Source organism: Tsuneonella sp. HG094, from assembly GCF_053819285.1.
This window is the reverse complement of record NZ_JBSORA010000001.1, coordinates 795,958-809,587: the sequence shown is the minus strand read 5'-3', so window position 1 is coordinate 809,587 and position 13,630 is coordinate 795,958. Positions and strand designations below refer to the sequence as shown.

Annotated in this window: 18 protein-coding genes; 6 read left to right on the top strand and 12 right to left on the bottom strand. The window is 65.2% G+C overall.

Annotated elements, in window-relative coordinates:
• Nucleotides 1-3: 3 nt before the first annotated feature.
• The 5 genes from ACWPMX_RS04060 to rpmF form a co-directional block, all read right to left on the bottom strand.
• Nucleotides 4-399, bottom strand: coding sequence for a MerR family transcriptional regulator (locus ACWPMX_RS04060; RefSeq protein WP_455698763.1), 396 nt, complete (start codon nucleotides 397-399; stop codon nucleotides 4-6).
• A gap of 12 nt (nucleotides 400-411) precedes the next feature.
• The gene (locus ACWPMX_RS04055; RefSeq protein WP_455698762.1) at nucleotides 412-711 is read right to left on the bottom strand and encodes an integration host factor subunit alpha; all 300 of its coding nucleotides are present in this window, start codon (nucleotides 709-711) and stop codon (nucleotides 412-414) included.
• Between the two features lie 108 nt (nucleotides 712-819).
• Entirely contained in the window at nucleotides 820-1,785 is a 966-nt protein-coding gene (locus ACWPMX_RS04050; protein ID WP_455698761.1) for a beta-ketoacyl-ACP synthase III, read from the bottom strand.
• On the bottom strand, nucleotides 1,782-2,843 hold the full coding sequence (gene plsX, locus ACWPMX_RS04045) for a phosphate acyltransferase PlsX (protein ID WP_455698760.1): 1,062 nt from the start codon (nucleotides 2,841-2,843) through the stop codon (nucleotides 1,782-1,784). Before plsX ends, ACWPMX_RS04050 begins: the two co-directional genes overlap by 4 nt.
• A 23-nt stretch (nucleotides 2,844-2,866) precedes the next feature.
• Entirely contained in the window at nucleotides 2,867-3,046 is a 180-nt protein-coding gene (rpmF, locus tag ACWPMX_RS04040) for a 50S ribosomal protein L32 (RefSeq protein ID WP_057883014.1), read from the bottom strand.
• Nucleotides 3,047-3,267: 221 nt separating this feature from the next.
• Between rpmF and ACWPMX_RS04035 the strand changes: the two genes are divergently transcribed.
• Nucleotides 3,268-3,660 (top strand): MAPEG family protein, encoded by a 393-nt coding sequence (locus tag ACWPMX_RS04035; protein ID WP_455698759.1) that lies wholly within the window; start codon nucleotides 3,268-3,270, stop codon nucleotides 3,658-3,660.
• The gene (locus ACWPMX_RS04030; protein ID WP_455698758.1) at nucleotides 3,660-4,034 is read left to right on the top strand and encodes a hypothetical protein; all 375 of its coding nucleotides are present in this window, start codon (nucleotides 3,660-3,662) and stop codon (nucleotides 4,032-4,034) included. The genes ACWPMX_RS04035 and ACWPMX_RS04030 overlap by 1 nt, the downstream gene beginning before the upstream one ends.
• A gap of 3 nt (nucleotides 4,035-4,037) precedes the next feature.
• On the opposite strand, the gene ACWPMX_RS04025 is transcribed toward ACWPMX_RS04030, so the two are convergent.
• A complete protein-coding gene (locus tag ACWPMX_RS04025) occupies nucleotides 4,038-4,679 on the bottom strand; it encodes an MBL fold metallo-hydrolase (RefSeq protein ID WP_455700725.1) in 642 nt (213 codons plus the stop codon).
• Between the two features lie 170 nt (nucleotides 4,680-4,849).
• Between ACWPMX_RS04025 and ACWPMX_RS04020 the strand changes: the two genes are divergently transcribed.
• Nucleotides 4,850-5,149, top strand: a complete 300-nt coding sequence (locus ACWPMX_RS04020) for a hypothetical protein (RefSeq protein WP_455698757.1) — start codon at nucleotides 4,850-4,852, stop codon at nucleotides 5,147-5,149.
• A 177-nt stretch (nucleotides 5,150-5,326) separates the two neighbouring features.
• On the top strand, nucleotides 5,327-6,160 hold the full coding sequence (locus tag ACWPMX_RS04015; protein WP_455698756.1) for an outer membrane protein: 834 nt from the start codon (nucleotides 5,327-5,329) through the stop codon (nucleotides 6,158-6,160).
• Nucleotides 6,161-6,230: 70 nt separating this feature from the next.
• Here ACWPMX_RS04015 and ACWPMX_RS04010 read toward each other — a convergent pair whose 3' ends face one another.
• Nucleotides 6,231-6,884, bottom strand: a complete 654-nt coding sequence (locus tag ACWPMX_RS04010; RefSeq protein WP_455698755.1) for a S24 family peptidase — start codon at nucleotides 6,882-6,884, stop codon at nucleotides 6,231-6,233.
• A 100-nt stretch (nucleotides 6,885-6,984) separates the two neighbouring features.
• Between ACWPMX_RS04010 and ACWPMX_RS04005 the strand changes: the two genes are divergently transcribed.
• Nucleotides 6,985-7,173: a hypothetical protein gene (locus ACWPMX_RS04005; RefSeq protein ID WP_455698754.1), complete on the top strand. Its 189-nt coding sequence runs from the start codon at nucleotides 6,985-6,987 to the stop codon at nucleotides 7,171-7,173.
• On the top strand, nucleotides 7,163-7,513 hold the full coding sequence (locus ACWPMX_RS04000; protein WP_455698753.1) for a hypothetical protein: 351 nt from the start codon (nucleotides 7,163-7,165) through the stop codon (nucleotides 7,511-7,513). The genes ACWPMX_RS04005 and ACWPMX_RS04000 overlap by 11 nt, the downstream gene beginning before the upstream one ends.
• Nucleotides 7,514-7,551: 38 nt before the next feature.
• Here ACWPMX_RS04000 and ACWPMX_RS03995 read toward each other — a convergent pair whose 3' ends face one another.
• From ACWPMX_RS03995 to ACWPMX_RS03975, 5 genes are all read right to left on the bottom strand, one after another.
• Nucleotides 7,552-8,997: an aldehyde dehydrogenase family protein gene (locus tag ACWPMX_RS03995; protein WP_455698752.1), complete on the bottom strand. Its 1,446-nt coding sequence runs from the start codon at nucleotides 8,995-8,997 to the stop codon at nucleotides 7,552-7,554.
• 21 nt (nucleotides 8,998-9,018) lie between these two features.
• Entirely contained in the window at nucleotides 9,019-10,680 is a 1,662-nt protein-coding gene (locus ACWPMX_RS03990) for an acetolactate synthase large subunit (protein WP_455698751.1), read from the bottom strand.
• 79 nt (nucleotides 10,681-10,759) lie between these two features.
• Nucleotides 10,760-11,698, bottom strand: a complete 939-nt coding sequence (locus ACWPMX_RS03985; protein WP_455698750.1) for a D-2-hydroxyacid dehydrogenase — start codon at nucleotides 11,696-11,698, stop codon at nucleotides 10,760-10,762.
• Nucleotides 11,695-13,146 (bottom strand): cysteine--tRNA ligase, encoded by a 1,452-nt coding sequence (gene cysS / locus ACWPMX_RS03980; RefSeq protein ID WP_455698749.1) that lies wholly within the window; start codon nucleotides 13,144-13,146, stop codon nucleotides 11,695-11,697. Before cysS ends, ACWPMX_RS03985 begins: the two co-directional genes overlap by 4 nt.
• A 38-nt stretch (nucleotides 13,147-13,184) precedes the next feature.
• On the bottom strand, nucleotides 13,185-13,616 hold the full coding sequence (locus ACWPMX_RS03975; protein WP_455698748.1) for a VOC family protein: 432 nt from the start codon (nucleotides 13,614-13,616) through the stop codon (nucleotides 13,185-13,187).
• Nucleotides 13,617-13,630 lie beyond the last annotated feature (14 nt).

The window sequence follows — 13,630 nt, the reverse complement described above, 5'->3', positions numbered from 1 at the left end:
GCATCAATCGGCGATGGCGGCCGCCAGCCTGTCGCGAATCGTCAGCAGCTTGGCAATCGCATCCGCGTTTGTCTGTCTGGAAGCGGCAACCGGCGCTCGATCGGCAGCCGGGTTCGCAGTCGCATCGACCGCCGCTGACTGTCCCCGGAAGGTCCGCAGCGCCGCCTTGGCACCGCGCAGCGTATACCCCTCGCGGTTCACAAGCCGGTCTATTTCCTTGACGAGCGCGACGTCCTCGGCACGATAGTAGCGACGGCCGCCGCTGCGCTTCAGCGGCTGGAGCATCGGGAACTGGCCTTCCCAGTACCGCAGCACGTGGGCCTTGATGCCCAGGGCATCACCGACCTCGCCGATCGTGCGCAGCGCACCTGCGTCCTTGCCGTCGTCGAAATCGGTCACGCTTTCGTGTCCTTATCCCTTGGCCACGCGGTCCTTGAGGAGCTGGCTGGCGCGGAACGTCATCACCCGGCGCGGCGTGATCGGCACCTCGACACCCGTCTTGGGATTGCGGCCGACGCGTTCCTTCTTGTCGCGCAAAACGAATGTGCCGAAGCCCGAGATCTTCACGTTCTCGCCGTTCGACATCGCCTCGCACATATGGCGCAGGATCGCTTCGACCAGGTCGAGCGATTCGGCGCGACTGAAGCCGAGTTTGCGATTGATCGTATCTGCCAAGTCAGCGCGAGTCAGCGTGCCCACCGAACGCATCATGTCGCGAGTCCTCCTCCAACGGCGGTGCGACCCGAATTCCGTGGGATACTAACGAATTAGCGCGGAAACTGCAATCGGGGTGTGAAAAAATGGTGGAAACGCTTGGCGTTACATCCGAACCAGGCTGGCACCCCAAGTAAAGCCGCCGCCCATCGCCTCGAACACCACGAGATCGCCGGGCTTGATCCGCCCATCGCGCACCGCCGTGTCGAATGCCAGCGGCACCGATGCGGCCGAGGTATTCGCGTGCCGGTCAACGGTCACGATGACCTTTTCCGCCGGCAGGCCCAGCTTGCGCGCGGTCGCGTCGAGAATGCGCGCGTTGGCCTGGTGCGGCACCACCCAGTCGACCTGGTCGGCGGTGAAGCCGGTCTCGGCCAGCACCTTTTCCAGCACGCTGGCGAGGTTGGTGACCGCGTGGCGGAACACTTCCTTGCCCTTCATCCGCAGCTTGCCGACGGTGCCCGTGGTCGAGGGTCCGCCGTCGACATAGAGCAGTTCGTTGTGCGCGCCATCGGCGTGGAGCTGGGTGAACAGTATACCGGGGCCGTCTTCCGCCACGTCCTGAGCCTCCAGAACGATCGCTCCCGCCCCGTCACCGAACAGCACGCAGGTGGTGCGGTCCTCCCAGTCGAGGATGCGACTGAAGGTCTCGGCACCGATCACCAGCGCACGCTTCGCCATACCGGTGCGCAACATCGAATCGGCGATCGCGAGCGCGTAAAGGAAGCCCGAGCAGACCGCCGCGACATCGAACGCGATGCCGCCACGGCAGCCGAGGAGGTCCTGGACCTTGGTGGCGGTGGCGGGGAAGGTCTGGTCGGGGGTTGCGGTCGCCAGCACGATCAGGCCAATATCGGCGGCCTCTATCCCGGCGGCGTCGAGCGCATTGCGCGCGGCCTCGGCGGCGAGCGAGGAGGTGGTCTCGTCGTCCCCCGCGATATAGCGATTGCGGATCCCGGTCCGCTCGACGATCCATTCGTCGCTGGTGTCGACCATGGCCGCCATCTCGGCATTCGGCACAGCGCGCTTCGGCAGGGCGGAGCCCGAGCCCCGGACGACGGAACGAATCACGCGGCGCGGCCCTCGGCGGCGGTCTTCGGCGCAGTCTTTTCGCCGAGCGCGGCAAGGTCGGCGGTGATGCGTTGGGTCAGGTCGTCCTCGAGCAGGCGTGCCGCCACATCCACCGCGTTGGCGACCCCGGCTGCATTGGCGCTGCCGTGGCTCTTCACCACCACGCCGTTGAGGCCGAGGAAGACCGCCCCGTTGTGATTGTTGGGATCGAGGTGGTGGCGCAGCAGCTCGGTCGCCGGGCGCGAGACGAGGAAGCCGAACTTGGAACGCAGCGAACTGGTGAAGGCATTGCGCAAGAGGTCGGTCACGAAGCGCGCCGCACCCTCGATCGCCTTCAGCGCGATGTTGCCGGAGAACCCGTCGGTCACGACCACATCGCAGAAGCCGCGGTTGATCTTGTCCGCCTCGATGAAGCCGTCGAAGCTGAGGGCGAGGTTCTTGGCGGCAGCGCGGAGTCGCTGGGCCGCGGCCTGCACGTCCTCGGTGCCCTTGAGTTCTTCGGTGCCGATGTTGAGCAGGCGCACGCGCGGCTCCTCGCGTCCAGTCACGATCCGCGAATAGGCAGCGCCCATCACCGCGAACTGGACGAGGTTGCGCGCATCGCAATCGGTATTGGCGCCGAGGTCGAGCATGATGACGTCGTTTTCGCCGAGGCTCGGCAGCAGCGCCGCGAGCGCGGGGCGGTCGATCCCCGGCATCGTACGCAGGGCGAGCTTCGACATCGCCATCAATGCGCCGGTGTTGCCCGCGCTGACCGCAGCGCCTGCATCGCCCGCCTTCACCGCATTGACGGCAAGGCCCATGCTGGTTGTCTTGGCGCGGCGCAGCGCCTTCGACGGCTTCTCGTCGCCGCCGACCACGTCCTCGCAGTGGAGGATCTCGCTTGCACCGCGCAGGTTCGGGTGCGCATCGAGCGCGGACTTGATCCGCGCCTCGTCGCCCACGAGCAGGAACTTGAACTTGTCGTGCCGGCGGCGGGCCAGGGCCGCGCCGGAAACCATCGTCTGCACGCCCTCGTCACCGCCCATCGCATCGACGGCGATACGCGGGAGAGTCATGACAGTACTACCCTAAGCGGCCGTCAGAGGCCGACGGCGACGACTTCGCGGCCGTTGTAGTGCCCGCAGTGCGAGCAGAGGTTGTGCGGGCGCTTCAGCTCGCCGCAGTTCGAGCATTCGTGGAATGCCTCGACCTTCAGCGAATCATGGCTGCGGCGCATGCCACGGCGGCTGGGCGAAACTTTTCTTTTTGGGACGGCCATGGTGGCACCTGTTTCCGTATCGTAATCAGCGAGTTTGCGGGTTCGCCCTAGGGGAAGGACCGGCAGCACACAACCCACGCGGTGGGCAGGCATCTTTCGGACCCAGCCTTGGCGGGAAGGCGCGCCCTATAGCGAAAAACGCGCCCGTTGCAAGCGCGCGGCGCTGTGCTAGCGAGATGCCGTCGGATCGCCGGTGCGGTCCTGTGGGGAGTGGGGCAAAAATGATCCTTCCGGTAACCCTGTGCGCGGCGGCCGCTGCGGCAGTGATCAACATCTGGCTGTCGGTGCGCGTGGGCCAATTGCGTGTGGCGCACAAGGTCTCGATCGGCGACGACGCCGGCGGCCCGCTCACCGCCCGTATGCGCGCCCAGCTCAACTTCGTCGAGAACACCGCCTTCGTGCTGATCCTGATCGCGGGAATCGAGCTGAGCGGCAAAGGAAACCCGTGGCTCGCGTGGGTCGCGGCGATCTACATGCTCGGCCGCGTGGCGCACGGCTTCGGCATGGACGGCGGCGCACTTGCCAAGGGGCGTGCACTGGGGACGGCGATCACGATGTTGACGCAGCTCGGTCTGGCGATTGCTGCGATACTGATCGTGCTGGGAGTGTTCTGATGAGCCAGTGCCCGAAATGCCGCGGGCGGATGACGCAGGGGTACGGGTTCCTGCCCGATACCGGCACCCGCATCCGCTGGATGGAAGGCAAGCCGGGTTTCTGGAAATCGATGACGGGCGCATTTTCCGCCGCCGACCTCAAGGGATGGCGCTGCGTGGATTGCGGCTATGTCGAACTCTTCGTCGAAGTCGGCTCGAAGCCCGAAAAGACCCTCGAATCGATCGACGCGGAGAACGAGCGCCTGCGCGCGCTGGTGACGAAACTGCAGGATCGCGTTTCGTCGCTCGAAGTGATCGCTACCGATCCCGGCGAGCGAACCGCCCGCCAGATCGAGCACCTGCGCCACACCCCGCCCGAAAGCGACGGGGACTGAAGCTCAACTCAACGCGTAATCGCTGACGAACGCATTGGTCTGCCGTTCGCGGCCGAAGGTGCTCGTCGGGCCGTGGCCGGGGATGAATGTCACGTCGTTGCCGAGCGGCCAGAGCTTCTGGGTAATTGCGTCGAGCAGATCCTGGTGATTGCCCATCGGAAAGTCCGTCCGGCCGATCGAGCCCTGAAACAATACGTCGCCGACGATCGCGAACTTGCTGGGGCGGTGGAAGAACACGACGTGGCCCGGCGTGTGGCCGGGGCAGTGAATTACCTCCAAAGTCAGCTCGCCGACAGTGACCGTATCGCCGTCGTCGAGCCAGCGGTCGGGTTCGAACACGCGGCCATCGATGCCGTACTTGCGCCCGTCCTCGTCCAGGCGGCTGATCCAGAAGCGGTCGGCCTCATGCGGGCCTTCGATCTTGAGTCCCAGCTCTTTCGCCAGCGTGCCAGTCTGCCCGCAGTGGTCGATGTGTCCGTGGGTAACGAGCAGCTTCTCGAGCGTCACACCCGCCTTCGCCACGCCGGCCTTCAGCTTGTCGAGATCGCCGCCCGGATCGATCAGCGCCCCGCGCATCGTCTTCGTGCACCAGATCAGCGAGCAGTTCTGCTGCAGGGGCGTGACCGGAATGATCGCGGCGCGCATGGGGGGTATTACGGGCGTATCGGACATGGGCGAGAGGTGGCTTGCGCGGGCCGCGAATGCAAGCCGCCTATCCTTGTCGCCGAATTCGACACGAACGGCCCTTCCAGCCGGGCACCGAACATGGCACCACCCGTTGTTGCATTGCAGCAATCGCTGCGGAGGGATAGCAAATGACCGGACAAGCCGACAAATCGTGGCCCGAACCGGCCTGGAATAGCTGGATGTTGATGGGAGAGGCGGCGACGGTGATCTGGCTTCGATCGATCCGCACGGCCATGGGCGGCCCCCTGGCCGCACGGGAAATGCAGCGGATGGTGTCCGAAAAGGTCGCCAGCGGAATCACCTTCTGGCCCGCGGTCCTTTCCAACGACGCAACCCGATCGCCCGAGGCATTCATGGGCACAGTGCTTTCACACTATGGAAAGCCGGTCAGGGCCAATCGCAGGCGCCTTTCCGGGTCACGCGGGTAAAAAAGAAGCGCGGCGGCTGGTCACAACCACTGGCTTTTCCACACAAACGCGGACGGCGAATCCTAGCGTCCGCCCGACCAGAGGAATTTATTTCGGCACCGGTGGATAGATTCCAGCTCATTGAACGTTGTCGACCGAGCCGCGCGTTCAGCCGGTTTGCGAAAAAGGAATTTTTGAATGATCAATCGCATGCTCGCGTTCTCCGCGATCGGACTTGCGGCGGCCGCCCAGCCCGCTCTCGCGCAGGACACCCCTACCACGTTCGATGGTCCCTACGTCTCGGGCGCAGTCGGAATCGAAAACGTCGATAGCGGCGCCAAGGGCCTGCGCTTCGACACCAACCGTGACGGCACCTTCGACAACACCGTCCGTACGACGACGGGCGCCGACGCCTTCAGCCCGGGCTTCTGCACCGGCGCGGCTAACGGTAACAGCGTTGCCGGCGGATGCACCGGCGACGACGACAAGGTCGGGTACGCCGTTCGCCTCGGCTACGACAAGCGGTCGGGCCCGCTCGTGGCCGGTCTCCTTCTCGAAGGCAGCAAATCCGGTGCCACCGATTTCGAGACGGGGTTCAGCTCGACGCCTGCCAGCTATACCTATTCGCGTGAAATCGACTACGCGCTCGCGCTTCGCGGCCGCCTCGGTTACTCGCCGGGCGACGGTCGCGGGCTGTTCTACGTGACGGGTGGCCTCGCCTATGCGGACATCGACCGTGCGTTCACCACGACCAATGCCGCAAACAGCTTCGTGCTGGTCGACGAGGACGACAAGCAGCTTGGCGCACAGCTGGGCGGTGGCGCCGAATTGGTGCTGGGCACGAACTTCACGATCGGTCTCGAATACCTCTACTCGCGGTACGAAGATAACGATGCCTATGTCGAAGTGGGTCGCGGCACCGCGCCGTTGACCAATCCGTTCCTTCTGAACGGCGGCGGCACCTACCTGCAGCCTGCCGATTCCCATATCGACCAGCACTCGTTCCGGGTTACCGCCGGCTTCCAGTTCTGATCTTCGATAGTCTTGCGCGACCGGCGCCCTCCATTGGGGGGCGCCGGTTTCGTTTTGGCTAGCTAGCTAGCTAAAGCCGCCCGCTCTTCCACACGACCCGGCCGACGATCTCCAGTTCGGCGAGCGCTACCTCCACCGGGGGGTAGGCGTAGTTCTGGCTGAGCAGCGTCGCGCGGCCCGGTCCGGCAGGCGCGAGACGCTTGACCATCAGTGCATCGCCGAGGCGGACGACGTGGATGCCGTCGCGCAAGGTGCGCTGGGCGCGATCGACGAGTATCTCGTCGCCGTCGTGGAGCACCGGCTCCATCGAATCGCCTTGCACGCGAATCGTGGAGAGCTGCGCGCCCGCCAGCCCCTGCTCCTTGAGCCAGCGGCGGGAGAAGCGAAACGAATCGAACGGTCGCTCGTCTGCCCCCAGCGCACCCGGCCCCGCAGCGGCGCCAATGGGGAGGCGCGGGACCTCGATCCAGTCGCTGCGTGTCGCCGGCGCGGCGAGAGAAATTTCCCCCGACCCACCAAGTTCCGATTCGCCCACGCCGAAGAACTGCGCGAGCGTTCGGCGATCCCCTTCTTCCAGTTTGCGCGGGCTGCCCTTGCGAATGAACTGCTGCAAGTAGCTGGAATTGCGTCCGATCAATTCGGACAGTCCAGCCAAACTCACGCCGCGCGCCTGTGCGAGTTCCAGCAAGCGGACACGCGAGGGATCGTCCATAGGATTTACCATTTTTCCTTCCTACACATAGGATTTTTCCTAGACAAGTAGGATTTAGCGTGGTCCCCATAAGCCTCGATCGCACAACCCGAGTCGCCGTTCGAGGAGTCGCATGCTCATTCGTACCATCGAGAAATTCCTGCGCGAGCATCACATGCCCGCCACCAAGTTCGGCCGCCTGGCCGCGAACGACCCGCGCTTCGTGCTGGATCTGCGCATGGGACGCGAACCCCGGCGCGCGACCACCTCGCGCGTGGAACATTTCATGAACACTTACCGGGAGCCCGCTCATGTTGGCTGAATCGTCACGTGCCCCCCGCAGGGCGATCCGCAGTGTCTCCGAACGGCTGCGCGCTGCGCTGATCGTACTGGCGGACGGCGAGGGCGAAATTCTGAGCGTATCCGAACGTGCATGGGCCAGCATCACGTTCGAGGGCGCGCGCTACACGGTCGCGATCGCGTTCGAAGGCGACGAAGCGGTCGACGCGGGCGAGCGGTTCATCGCCGCCCTGCCCGATCACGAATTCGCCATCCCCGGACAACTCGTCGCCGAAGCGTCGGTGGTGGAGGCCGATCACCGACTGCTCCCGAGTCCGCGACTGTCGGTGCGGTGCGAACTGCTCCTGCTCAGGGACGCGTGATGGATTTGGGTGTCAACTTCGTGTCACCTTTCCCAGCCTCAGGACCGGGCTTCGCGGCGGATGACGAGGTTCCGGATCTCGCTCATGTCCTCCATCGCGAACCGCACGCCTTCGCGGCCGAGTCCGGAGTCCTTGACCCCGCCATAGGGCATGTTGTCCACCCGGTAGCTCGGCACGTCGTTCACGACCACGCCGCCCACGTCGAGCGTGTCCCACGCGTCGAGCACCTGGTGAATGTCGCGCGTGAACATGCCCGCCTGCAGGCCGAACTTGCTGTCGTTGACCACGTGCATCGCCTCTTCCCAGGAAGAGAACTTCGCGAGGTTGGCGAGCGGGCCGAACGCTTCCTCGCGGTTGGCGGCGCAGTTCGCGGGCACGCCTTCCAGCAGCGTCGCCTCGAGCATCGCACCGTCGCGCTTGCCGCCGCACAGCAGGATCGCGCCCGCCGCCACCGCCTCGTCGATCCAGCCTTTCAGGCGCGTCGCTTCCTTTTCGGAGATCATCGGGCCGATGAACGTGTCCCGGTCCTTGGGGTCGCCTGCGACGAGTGTCTTCGTCCTGGCGACCAGCATGTCCCGGAACCGGTCGTAGACGTCGGCGTGGATCAGGATGCGCTGGACGCCGATGCAGCTCTGCCCGCTCTGGTAGAACGCGCCGAAGATCGTCCGTTCGAGCGCGTGATCGAGGTCGGCGTCCTTGTCGACGATCACCGCGGCATTGCCGCCGAGTTCGAGCACGACCTTCTTCTTACCGGCCTTTGCCTTGAGATCCCAACCGACCCCCGGTGAGCCGGTAAAGGACAAGAGCTTCAGCCGCTCGTCGGTGGTGAACAGGTCGGCCCCGTCGCGGCTGGCAGGCAGGATCGAGAAGGCGCCCTCGGGCAGCACGTCGCACTCGGCGAGCACCTCACCCATGATGATCGCCCCGAGCGGGGTCAGGCTGGCAGGCTTCATCACGAACGGACAGCCCATCGCGATGGCCGGCGCGATCTTGTGCGCGGCGAGGTTGAGCGGGAAGTTGAACGGCGAGATGAAGCTGCACGGCCCGATCGGCACCCGCTTCCACATTCCCATGTAGCCCTTGGCCCGCGCGCTGATGTCGAGCGGCTGGACCTCGCCGTAATTGCGCGTCGCCTCCTCGCTCGCGATGCGGAAGGTGTCGATCAGTCGGGTGACTTCGCCCTCGGCGTCCTTGATCGGCTTTCCCGCCTCGACGCACAGTGCATAGGCGAGCTCGTCGAACCTCTTCTGGAACCGCGCGACGCAGTGCTGGAGAACCTGCTGCTTCTCGTAGCTGGCAAGCCGCGCCATCGGCTCGGCAGCGCGCACCGCCCCGGCGATCGCGGCGTCGATCACGTCGGGGGTCGCGAGCGCGGTCCGGAACGCGACCGCGCCGGTGAACTTGTCGGTCACCGTAAGGTCGGTGTTGGGCTGCACCGCCTTGTTGTTGAGGTAGAGCGGATAGACGTCCTTGAGCGTGGTCATGAATCCTCCTGTCGGATCAATTCACAGGGCCTTGGAAAGCTCCTTGATGTCCTTGTTGAGGATCTGGTCGTTCTCGGAATAGTCGACCGGGCAGTCGATCAGGTGCACCCCGCCTGCATCGCGGCAGTGGGCCAGCGTCTCGCGCAGGTGATCGCTGCTGGTGATCCGGTGGCCGCGTGCGCCGTAGCTCTCCGCGTACTTCACGAAATCGGGATTGCCGTAGGTCAGCCCGAAATCGGCGAAGCCCATGTTCGCCTGCTTCCAGCGGATCATGCCGTAGGAATTGTCGTTGAGGATCAGCACCGTGAGGTTGAGGCCGAGGCGCACCGCGGTCTCCATCTCCTGGCTGTTCATCATGAAGCCGCCATCGCCGCAGACCGCCATGACCTTGCGGTCGGGATAGAGCATCGCGCTCATCATCGCGCTGGGCAGGCCCGCGCCCATCGTGGCAAGCGCGTTGTCGAGCAGCACGGTGTTGGGCAGGTAAGCCGTGTATCCGCGCGCGAACCAGATCTTGTAGACCCCGTTGTCGAGGCAGATGATCCCGTCGCGCGGCATGCAGTCGCGGATCTGCTGGACGAGGTGCGGCGGGAAGATCGGGAAGCGCGCGTCTGCCGCCAGCTTGCCCGTGTGCTCGAGCTCCGCTGCGTGATACGCGAGCATGTGGGCGAAATCCCAGCCGCGGTTGGGCGTCAGGTCTTCCTTCATCTGCCAGATGGCGTTCGCGATATCGCCGATCACCTCGACCTGCGGGAAATAGACCGGGTCGACTTCCGCCGTGCGGTTGGAGACGTGGATCACCTTCGCCCCGCCCGCCTTCATGAAGAACGGCGGCTTTTCGATCACGTCGTGGCCGACATTGATGATGCAGTCGCTGTCTTCCACCGCGCGGTGGACGAAATCACCGGCAGAGAGCGCTGCGCAGCCGAGGAACTTGGGGTGCCGCTCGTCGATCACGCCCTTGCCCATCTGGGTGGTGAGGAACGGGATGCCGGTCTTCTCGACGAACTGTTCGAGCATCCGCCCGGTCATCTTGCGGTTGGCGCCCGCGCCGATGACGAGGACCGGGGCCTTGGCCTGTTCGATCATCTCGACCGCTTGGCGCACCGCCTTGGCTTCGGCGGAGGGACGCCGGGCGACCGAACGCGCGATCGGCGCGGAATCGGTCGGTTCCTCGGCGATGTCCTCGGGCAATTCGAGGTGCACCGCCCCGGGCTTCTCTTCCTCTGCCAGGCGATAGGCCTCGCGCACCCGGCTCGGGATATTGTCGCCAGCGGCAAGCTGGTGGGTGTACTTGGTGATCGGCCCCATCATCGCGACCACGTCGAGGATCTGAAACCGCCCCTGCTTCGATTTCTTGATCGGCTTCTGCCCGGTGATCATCATCATCGGCATCCCGCCGAGCTGGGCATAGGCGGCCGCGGTCACGAAGTTGGTGGCCCCCGGCCCCAGCGTGGCGATGCAGACACCGGTCTTGCCGGTATGCCGACCATAGGTCGCCGCCATGAAGCCGGCGCCCTGTTCGTGACGGGTAAGGATCAGCTTGATCTGCTTGGAGCGGCTGAGGCTGTCGAGGAAATCGAGGTTCTCCTCGCCCGGCACCCCGAAGATGTATTCGCAGCCCTCCGCCTCGAGACACTCGATGAAGAGGTCCGATGCCTTCTGCTTGCCGCGCTCAGCCATTCCGCCAATCCCCCACCGGTCCGGAAAAGGTCAGCCTATCAAGCGAAAGCCTGCGAGTCTTGTAGCAATGACGTGCCGGTCAATAACCGCGGGCGGGATCGAAGATCGGCGCCAGCGGCTCTCCGGCGACGTAGCGGCGGCAATTCTCGACGAACCGCTCGGCCGATCGCACGAACATCTTCGACTGCGCGCGGCCCGACAGGTGCATGGTCACCTGCGCGTTGTCGAGGCTCCAGAGGCGGTGGTCCGCCGGAAGCGGCTCGGGCGTGGTCACGTCGAGCAACGCGCCGCCGATCGCTTTTGCCTCAAGCGCGGCGACGAGCGCGTCCTGGTCGACCACCGCGCCGCGCGCGATGTTCACCAGCACCGCCGAAGGCTTCATCGCCGCCAATTCTTCGGCGCCGATCATCCCGTCGGTCTCGGGCGTTGCCGGCACCGCGAGGATCACCCAGTCGAAATCGCCCAGCCGTGCGCGCCATTCGTCCGGGCCCAAAGCTCCATCTGCCCGCGAGCGCCGCACCGGCACCACCTCGACGTCGAACGCCTCCAGCCGGGTCTTCACCAGCCCGCCGATCGCGCCCATGCCCAGCAGCAGGGCGCGGCTGCCGGCGAGTTCCATCTTGCCCGGCGAATCGAGCAACCATTCGCGCCTCTCCTGCGCCCGGACCACATCGCGGTAACCCTTGGCATGCACCAGCATCAGCATCACGACGTATTCGGCGATCGTCAGCGCGTTGATCCCGGCTCCGTTTGTGATCGTCACCTTCCGGTCGATCAGCACGTCCATCGGCAGGAAATCGAGCCCGGCGTAGATCGAGTTCAGCCATCTGAGCTTGCCCGCCGCGCGGACCGCTTCAATCATCGGTTGTTTCTGGTCGAGATCGAACCAGCCGATCTCCGCTTCTGGCGCAAGGGCGAGCAGTTCCTCCACCGACGTGTACCACCGCGCCTCGATCCCGGGCGGCAGGTGCGGTTCGACCAGCGGCCGGACGAGGCCCGAGAGGACGGCGACGGTCACAGCTTCCATTCCCAGCCCAGCGGATCGCCGTCCATCACCTCGACGCCGGCAGCGGCAAGCTCGTCGCGAATGGCATCGGATGCGGCGAAGTCCTTCGCGGCGCGCGCGTCCTTGCGGCGGGCGATCAAGCGATCGATGTCGGCCACCGCGATCCGTGCGTCGGCCGGATTCAACCGCAGCTCCGCACGCGACAGGCCAAGCAAGTCCAGGCCCAGGAGATCGTCGGCGATACGAGCGAGTTGGATGCGCTTGGCCGCAGGCGCCTTCTTGTTCGAAATCACGCCTTCGAGCAGGGTCAGGACTTCGGGCGTGTTGAGGTCGGCGCTGATCGCCTCGTCGAACTGCGCCCGCTCGGCGTCACTGAGAGGAAAGCTGCCTTCGGGCTGCTTGCTTGCTGCCAAGTCGGCCTTCAGCTTCTCCACCGCCATCACTAGCCGCTTGAGCCGCACCAGCGCCGCGCCAAGGCTCTCCCAGCTGAATTCCAGCTCGCTGCGGTAGTGCGCCTGCAGGCACATCATCCGGTACGCGAGCGGGTGGTAGCCCTTCGACACAAGCAGCGGCAGGCGCAGGAACTCGCCCGCGCTCTTGCTCATCTTGCCCGACCGCTCGACGAGGAAGTTGTTGTGCATCCAGATGCGCGCGCCGCTTGCCAGCGGATCGTCGAGCCCGTTGGTGCAGCAGCGCGCCTGGTTCTGCGCGATCTCGTTCGGGTGATGGATTTCGCGGTGGTCGATCCCGCCAGTGTGGATGTCGAACGGGAAGCCGAGCAGCGCCTCGCCCATGACCGAGCATTCGAGATGCCAGCCGGGCGCACCGCGGCCCCACGGGCTGTCCCATTCCATCTGCCGGTTCTCGCCCGGAGGCGTGGTGCGCCAGATCGCGAAGTCGGCGGCGTTGCGCTTTCCCTCGACCGCCTCGATCCGGCCCTCGCCCTCGTCGGTTACGGCCCGCGCGAGGCGGCCGTAGTCGGCCACAGTGGTGACGTCGAAGTATAGCCCGCCATCGAGCTGGTAGCAGTGCTTGTCCGCAATGGACTTCGCGAACTCGATCATTTGCGGCACGTAATCGGTGGCGATCGACCAGTGCGCCGGCTGGCGGATGTTGAGCGCCTCGATGTCCGCCCAATACGCCTCGGTGTAATGCTTCGCGATGTCCCAGATCGATTGGGCCCGCTCGGCAGCCGCCTTCTCCAGCTTGTCCTCGCCCGCATCCGCGTCGTCGGTCAGATGGCCGACGTCGGTGATGTTGATGACGTGGGTAAGCTTGTAGCCCTTGTAGCTCAGCGTGCGCCCGAGCACGTCGGCGAAGACGTAGGCGCGCATGTTGCCGATGTGGGGGTAGTTGTAGACTGTCGGCCCGCACGAATAGACGCGTGCCTCGCCGGGGTGGACCGGCTGGAAGGTCTCGAGGCTGCGGGTCAGCGAATTGAAAAGGCGGAGTTCGGCCATGGCGGGCCGCGAGTGGCGCGGCGGGCGTGTCCGGTCAACTAGAACGTGATCTTGACGTACGGCGCGCTGAACTGCGCCTCGCCGTGGAACACCGCCTCGATGTTGTTTCCATCAGGATCCAGAAGGAACGCCGCATAGTATCCGGGATGATAATCGCGGTTCCCCGGCTTGCCATTGTCCCTGCCGCCTGCGGCCAATCCTGCGGCGTACGCGGCGTCCACCATCTCGCGGTCCTTCGCCTGGAAAGCGAGATGGGTCGGCCCCGTCAGCCTGCCGACGGCAGCGGGACTATCCTTCGACGAGATCGCCAGCTCGTCGGCCCAGAAGAATTGCGCCTCGGCGACGTCGATGATCGGAATGCCCAGCACGTCCAAAATCGCACCGTAGAACGTTCGCGAGGCTTGCAAGTCGGCAACCACGAGCTGCACATGATCGATCAGGCGTCCGCGATAGAGTTCCTGCGCTTCCACTTAGCGTCTCCGTA

Excerpts from the sequence above, each read along its gene's own strand:
- ACWPMX_RS04055 (WP_455698762.1), bottom strand. The coding sequence starts at position 711 with ATGATGCGTTCGGTGGGCACGCTGACTCGCGCTGACTTGGCAGATACG.
- plsX (WP_455698760.1), bottom strand. The coding sequence starts at position 2,843 with ATGACTCTCCCGCGTATCGCCGTCGATGCGATGGGCGGTGACGAGGGC.
- rpmF (WP_057883014.1), bottom strand. The coding sequence starts at position 3,046 with ATGGCCGTCCCAAAAAGAAAAGTTTCGCCCAGCCGCCGTGGCATGCGC.
- ACWPMX_RS04035 (WP_455698759.1), top strand. The coding sequence starts at position 3,268 with ATGATCCTTCCGGTAACCCTGTGCGCGGCGGCCGCTGCGGCAGTGATC.
- ACWPMX_RS04030 (WP_455698758.1), top strand. The coding sequence starts at position 3,660 with ATGAGCCAGTGCCCGAAATGCCGCGGGCGGATGACGCAGGGGTACGGG.
- ACWPMX_RS04025 (WP_455700725.1), bottom strand. The coding sequence starts at position 4,679 with ATGCGCGCCGCGATCATTCCGGTCACGCCCCTGCAGCAGAACTGCTCG.
- ACWPMX_RS04020 (WP_455698757.1), top strand. The coding sequence starts at position 4,850 with ATGACCGGACAAGCCGACAAATCGTGGCCCGAACCGGCCTGGAATAGC.
- ACWPMX_RS04015 (WP_455698756.1), top strand. The coding sequence starts at position 5,327 with ATGATCAATCGCATGCTCGCGTTCTCCGCGATCGGACTTGCGGCGGCC.
- ACWPMX_RS04010 (WP_455698755.1), bottom strand. The coding sequence starts at position 6,884 with ATGGTAAATCCTATGGACGATCCCTCGCGTGTCCGCTTGCTGGAACTC.
- ACWPMX_RS04005 (WP_455698754.1), top strand. The coding sequence starts at position 6,985 with ATGCTCATTCGTACCATCGAGAAATTCCTGCGCGAGCATCACATGCCC.
- ACWPMX_RS04000 (WP_455698753.1), top strand. The coding sequence starts at position 7,163 with ATGTTGGCTGAATCGTCACGTGCCCCCCGCAGGGCGATCCGCAGTGTC.
- ACWPMX_RS03995 (WP_455698752.1), bottom strand. The coding sequence starts at position 8,997 with ATGACCACGCTCAAGGACGTCTATCCGCTCTACCTCAACAACAAGGCG.
- ACWPMX_RS03990 (WP_455698751.1), bottom strand. The coding sequence starts at position 10,680 with ATGGCTGAGCGCGGCAAGCAGAAGGCATCGGACCTCTTCATCGAGTGT.
- cysS (WP_455698749.1), bottom strand. The coding sequence starts at position 13,146 with ATGGCCGAACTCCGCCTTTTCAATTCGCTGACCCGCAGCCTCGAGACC.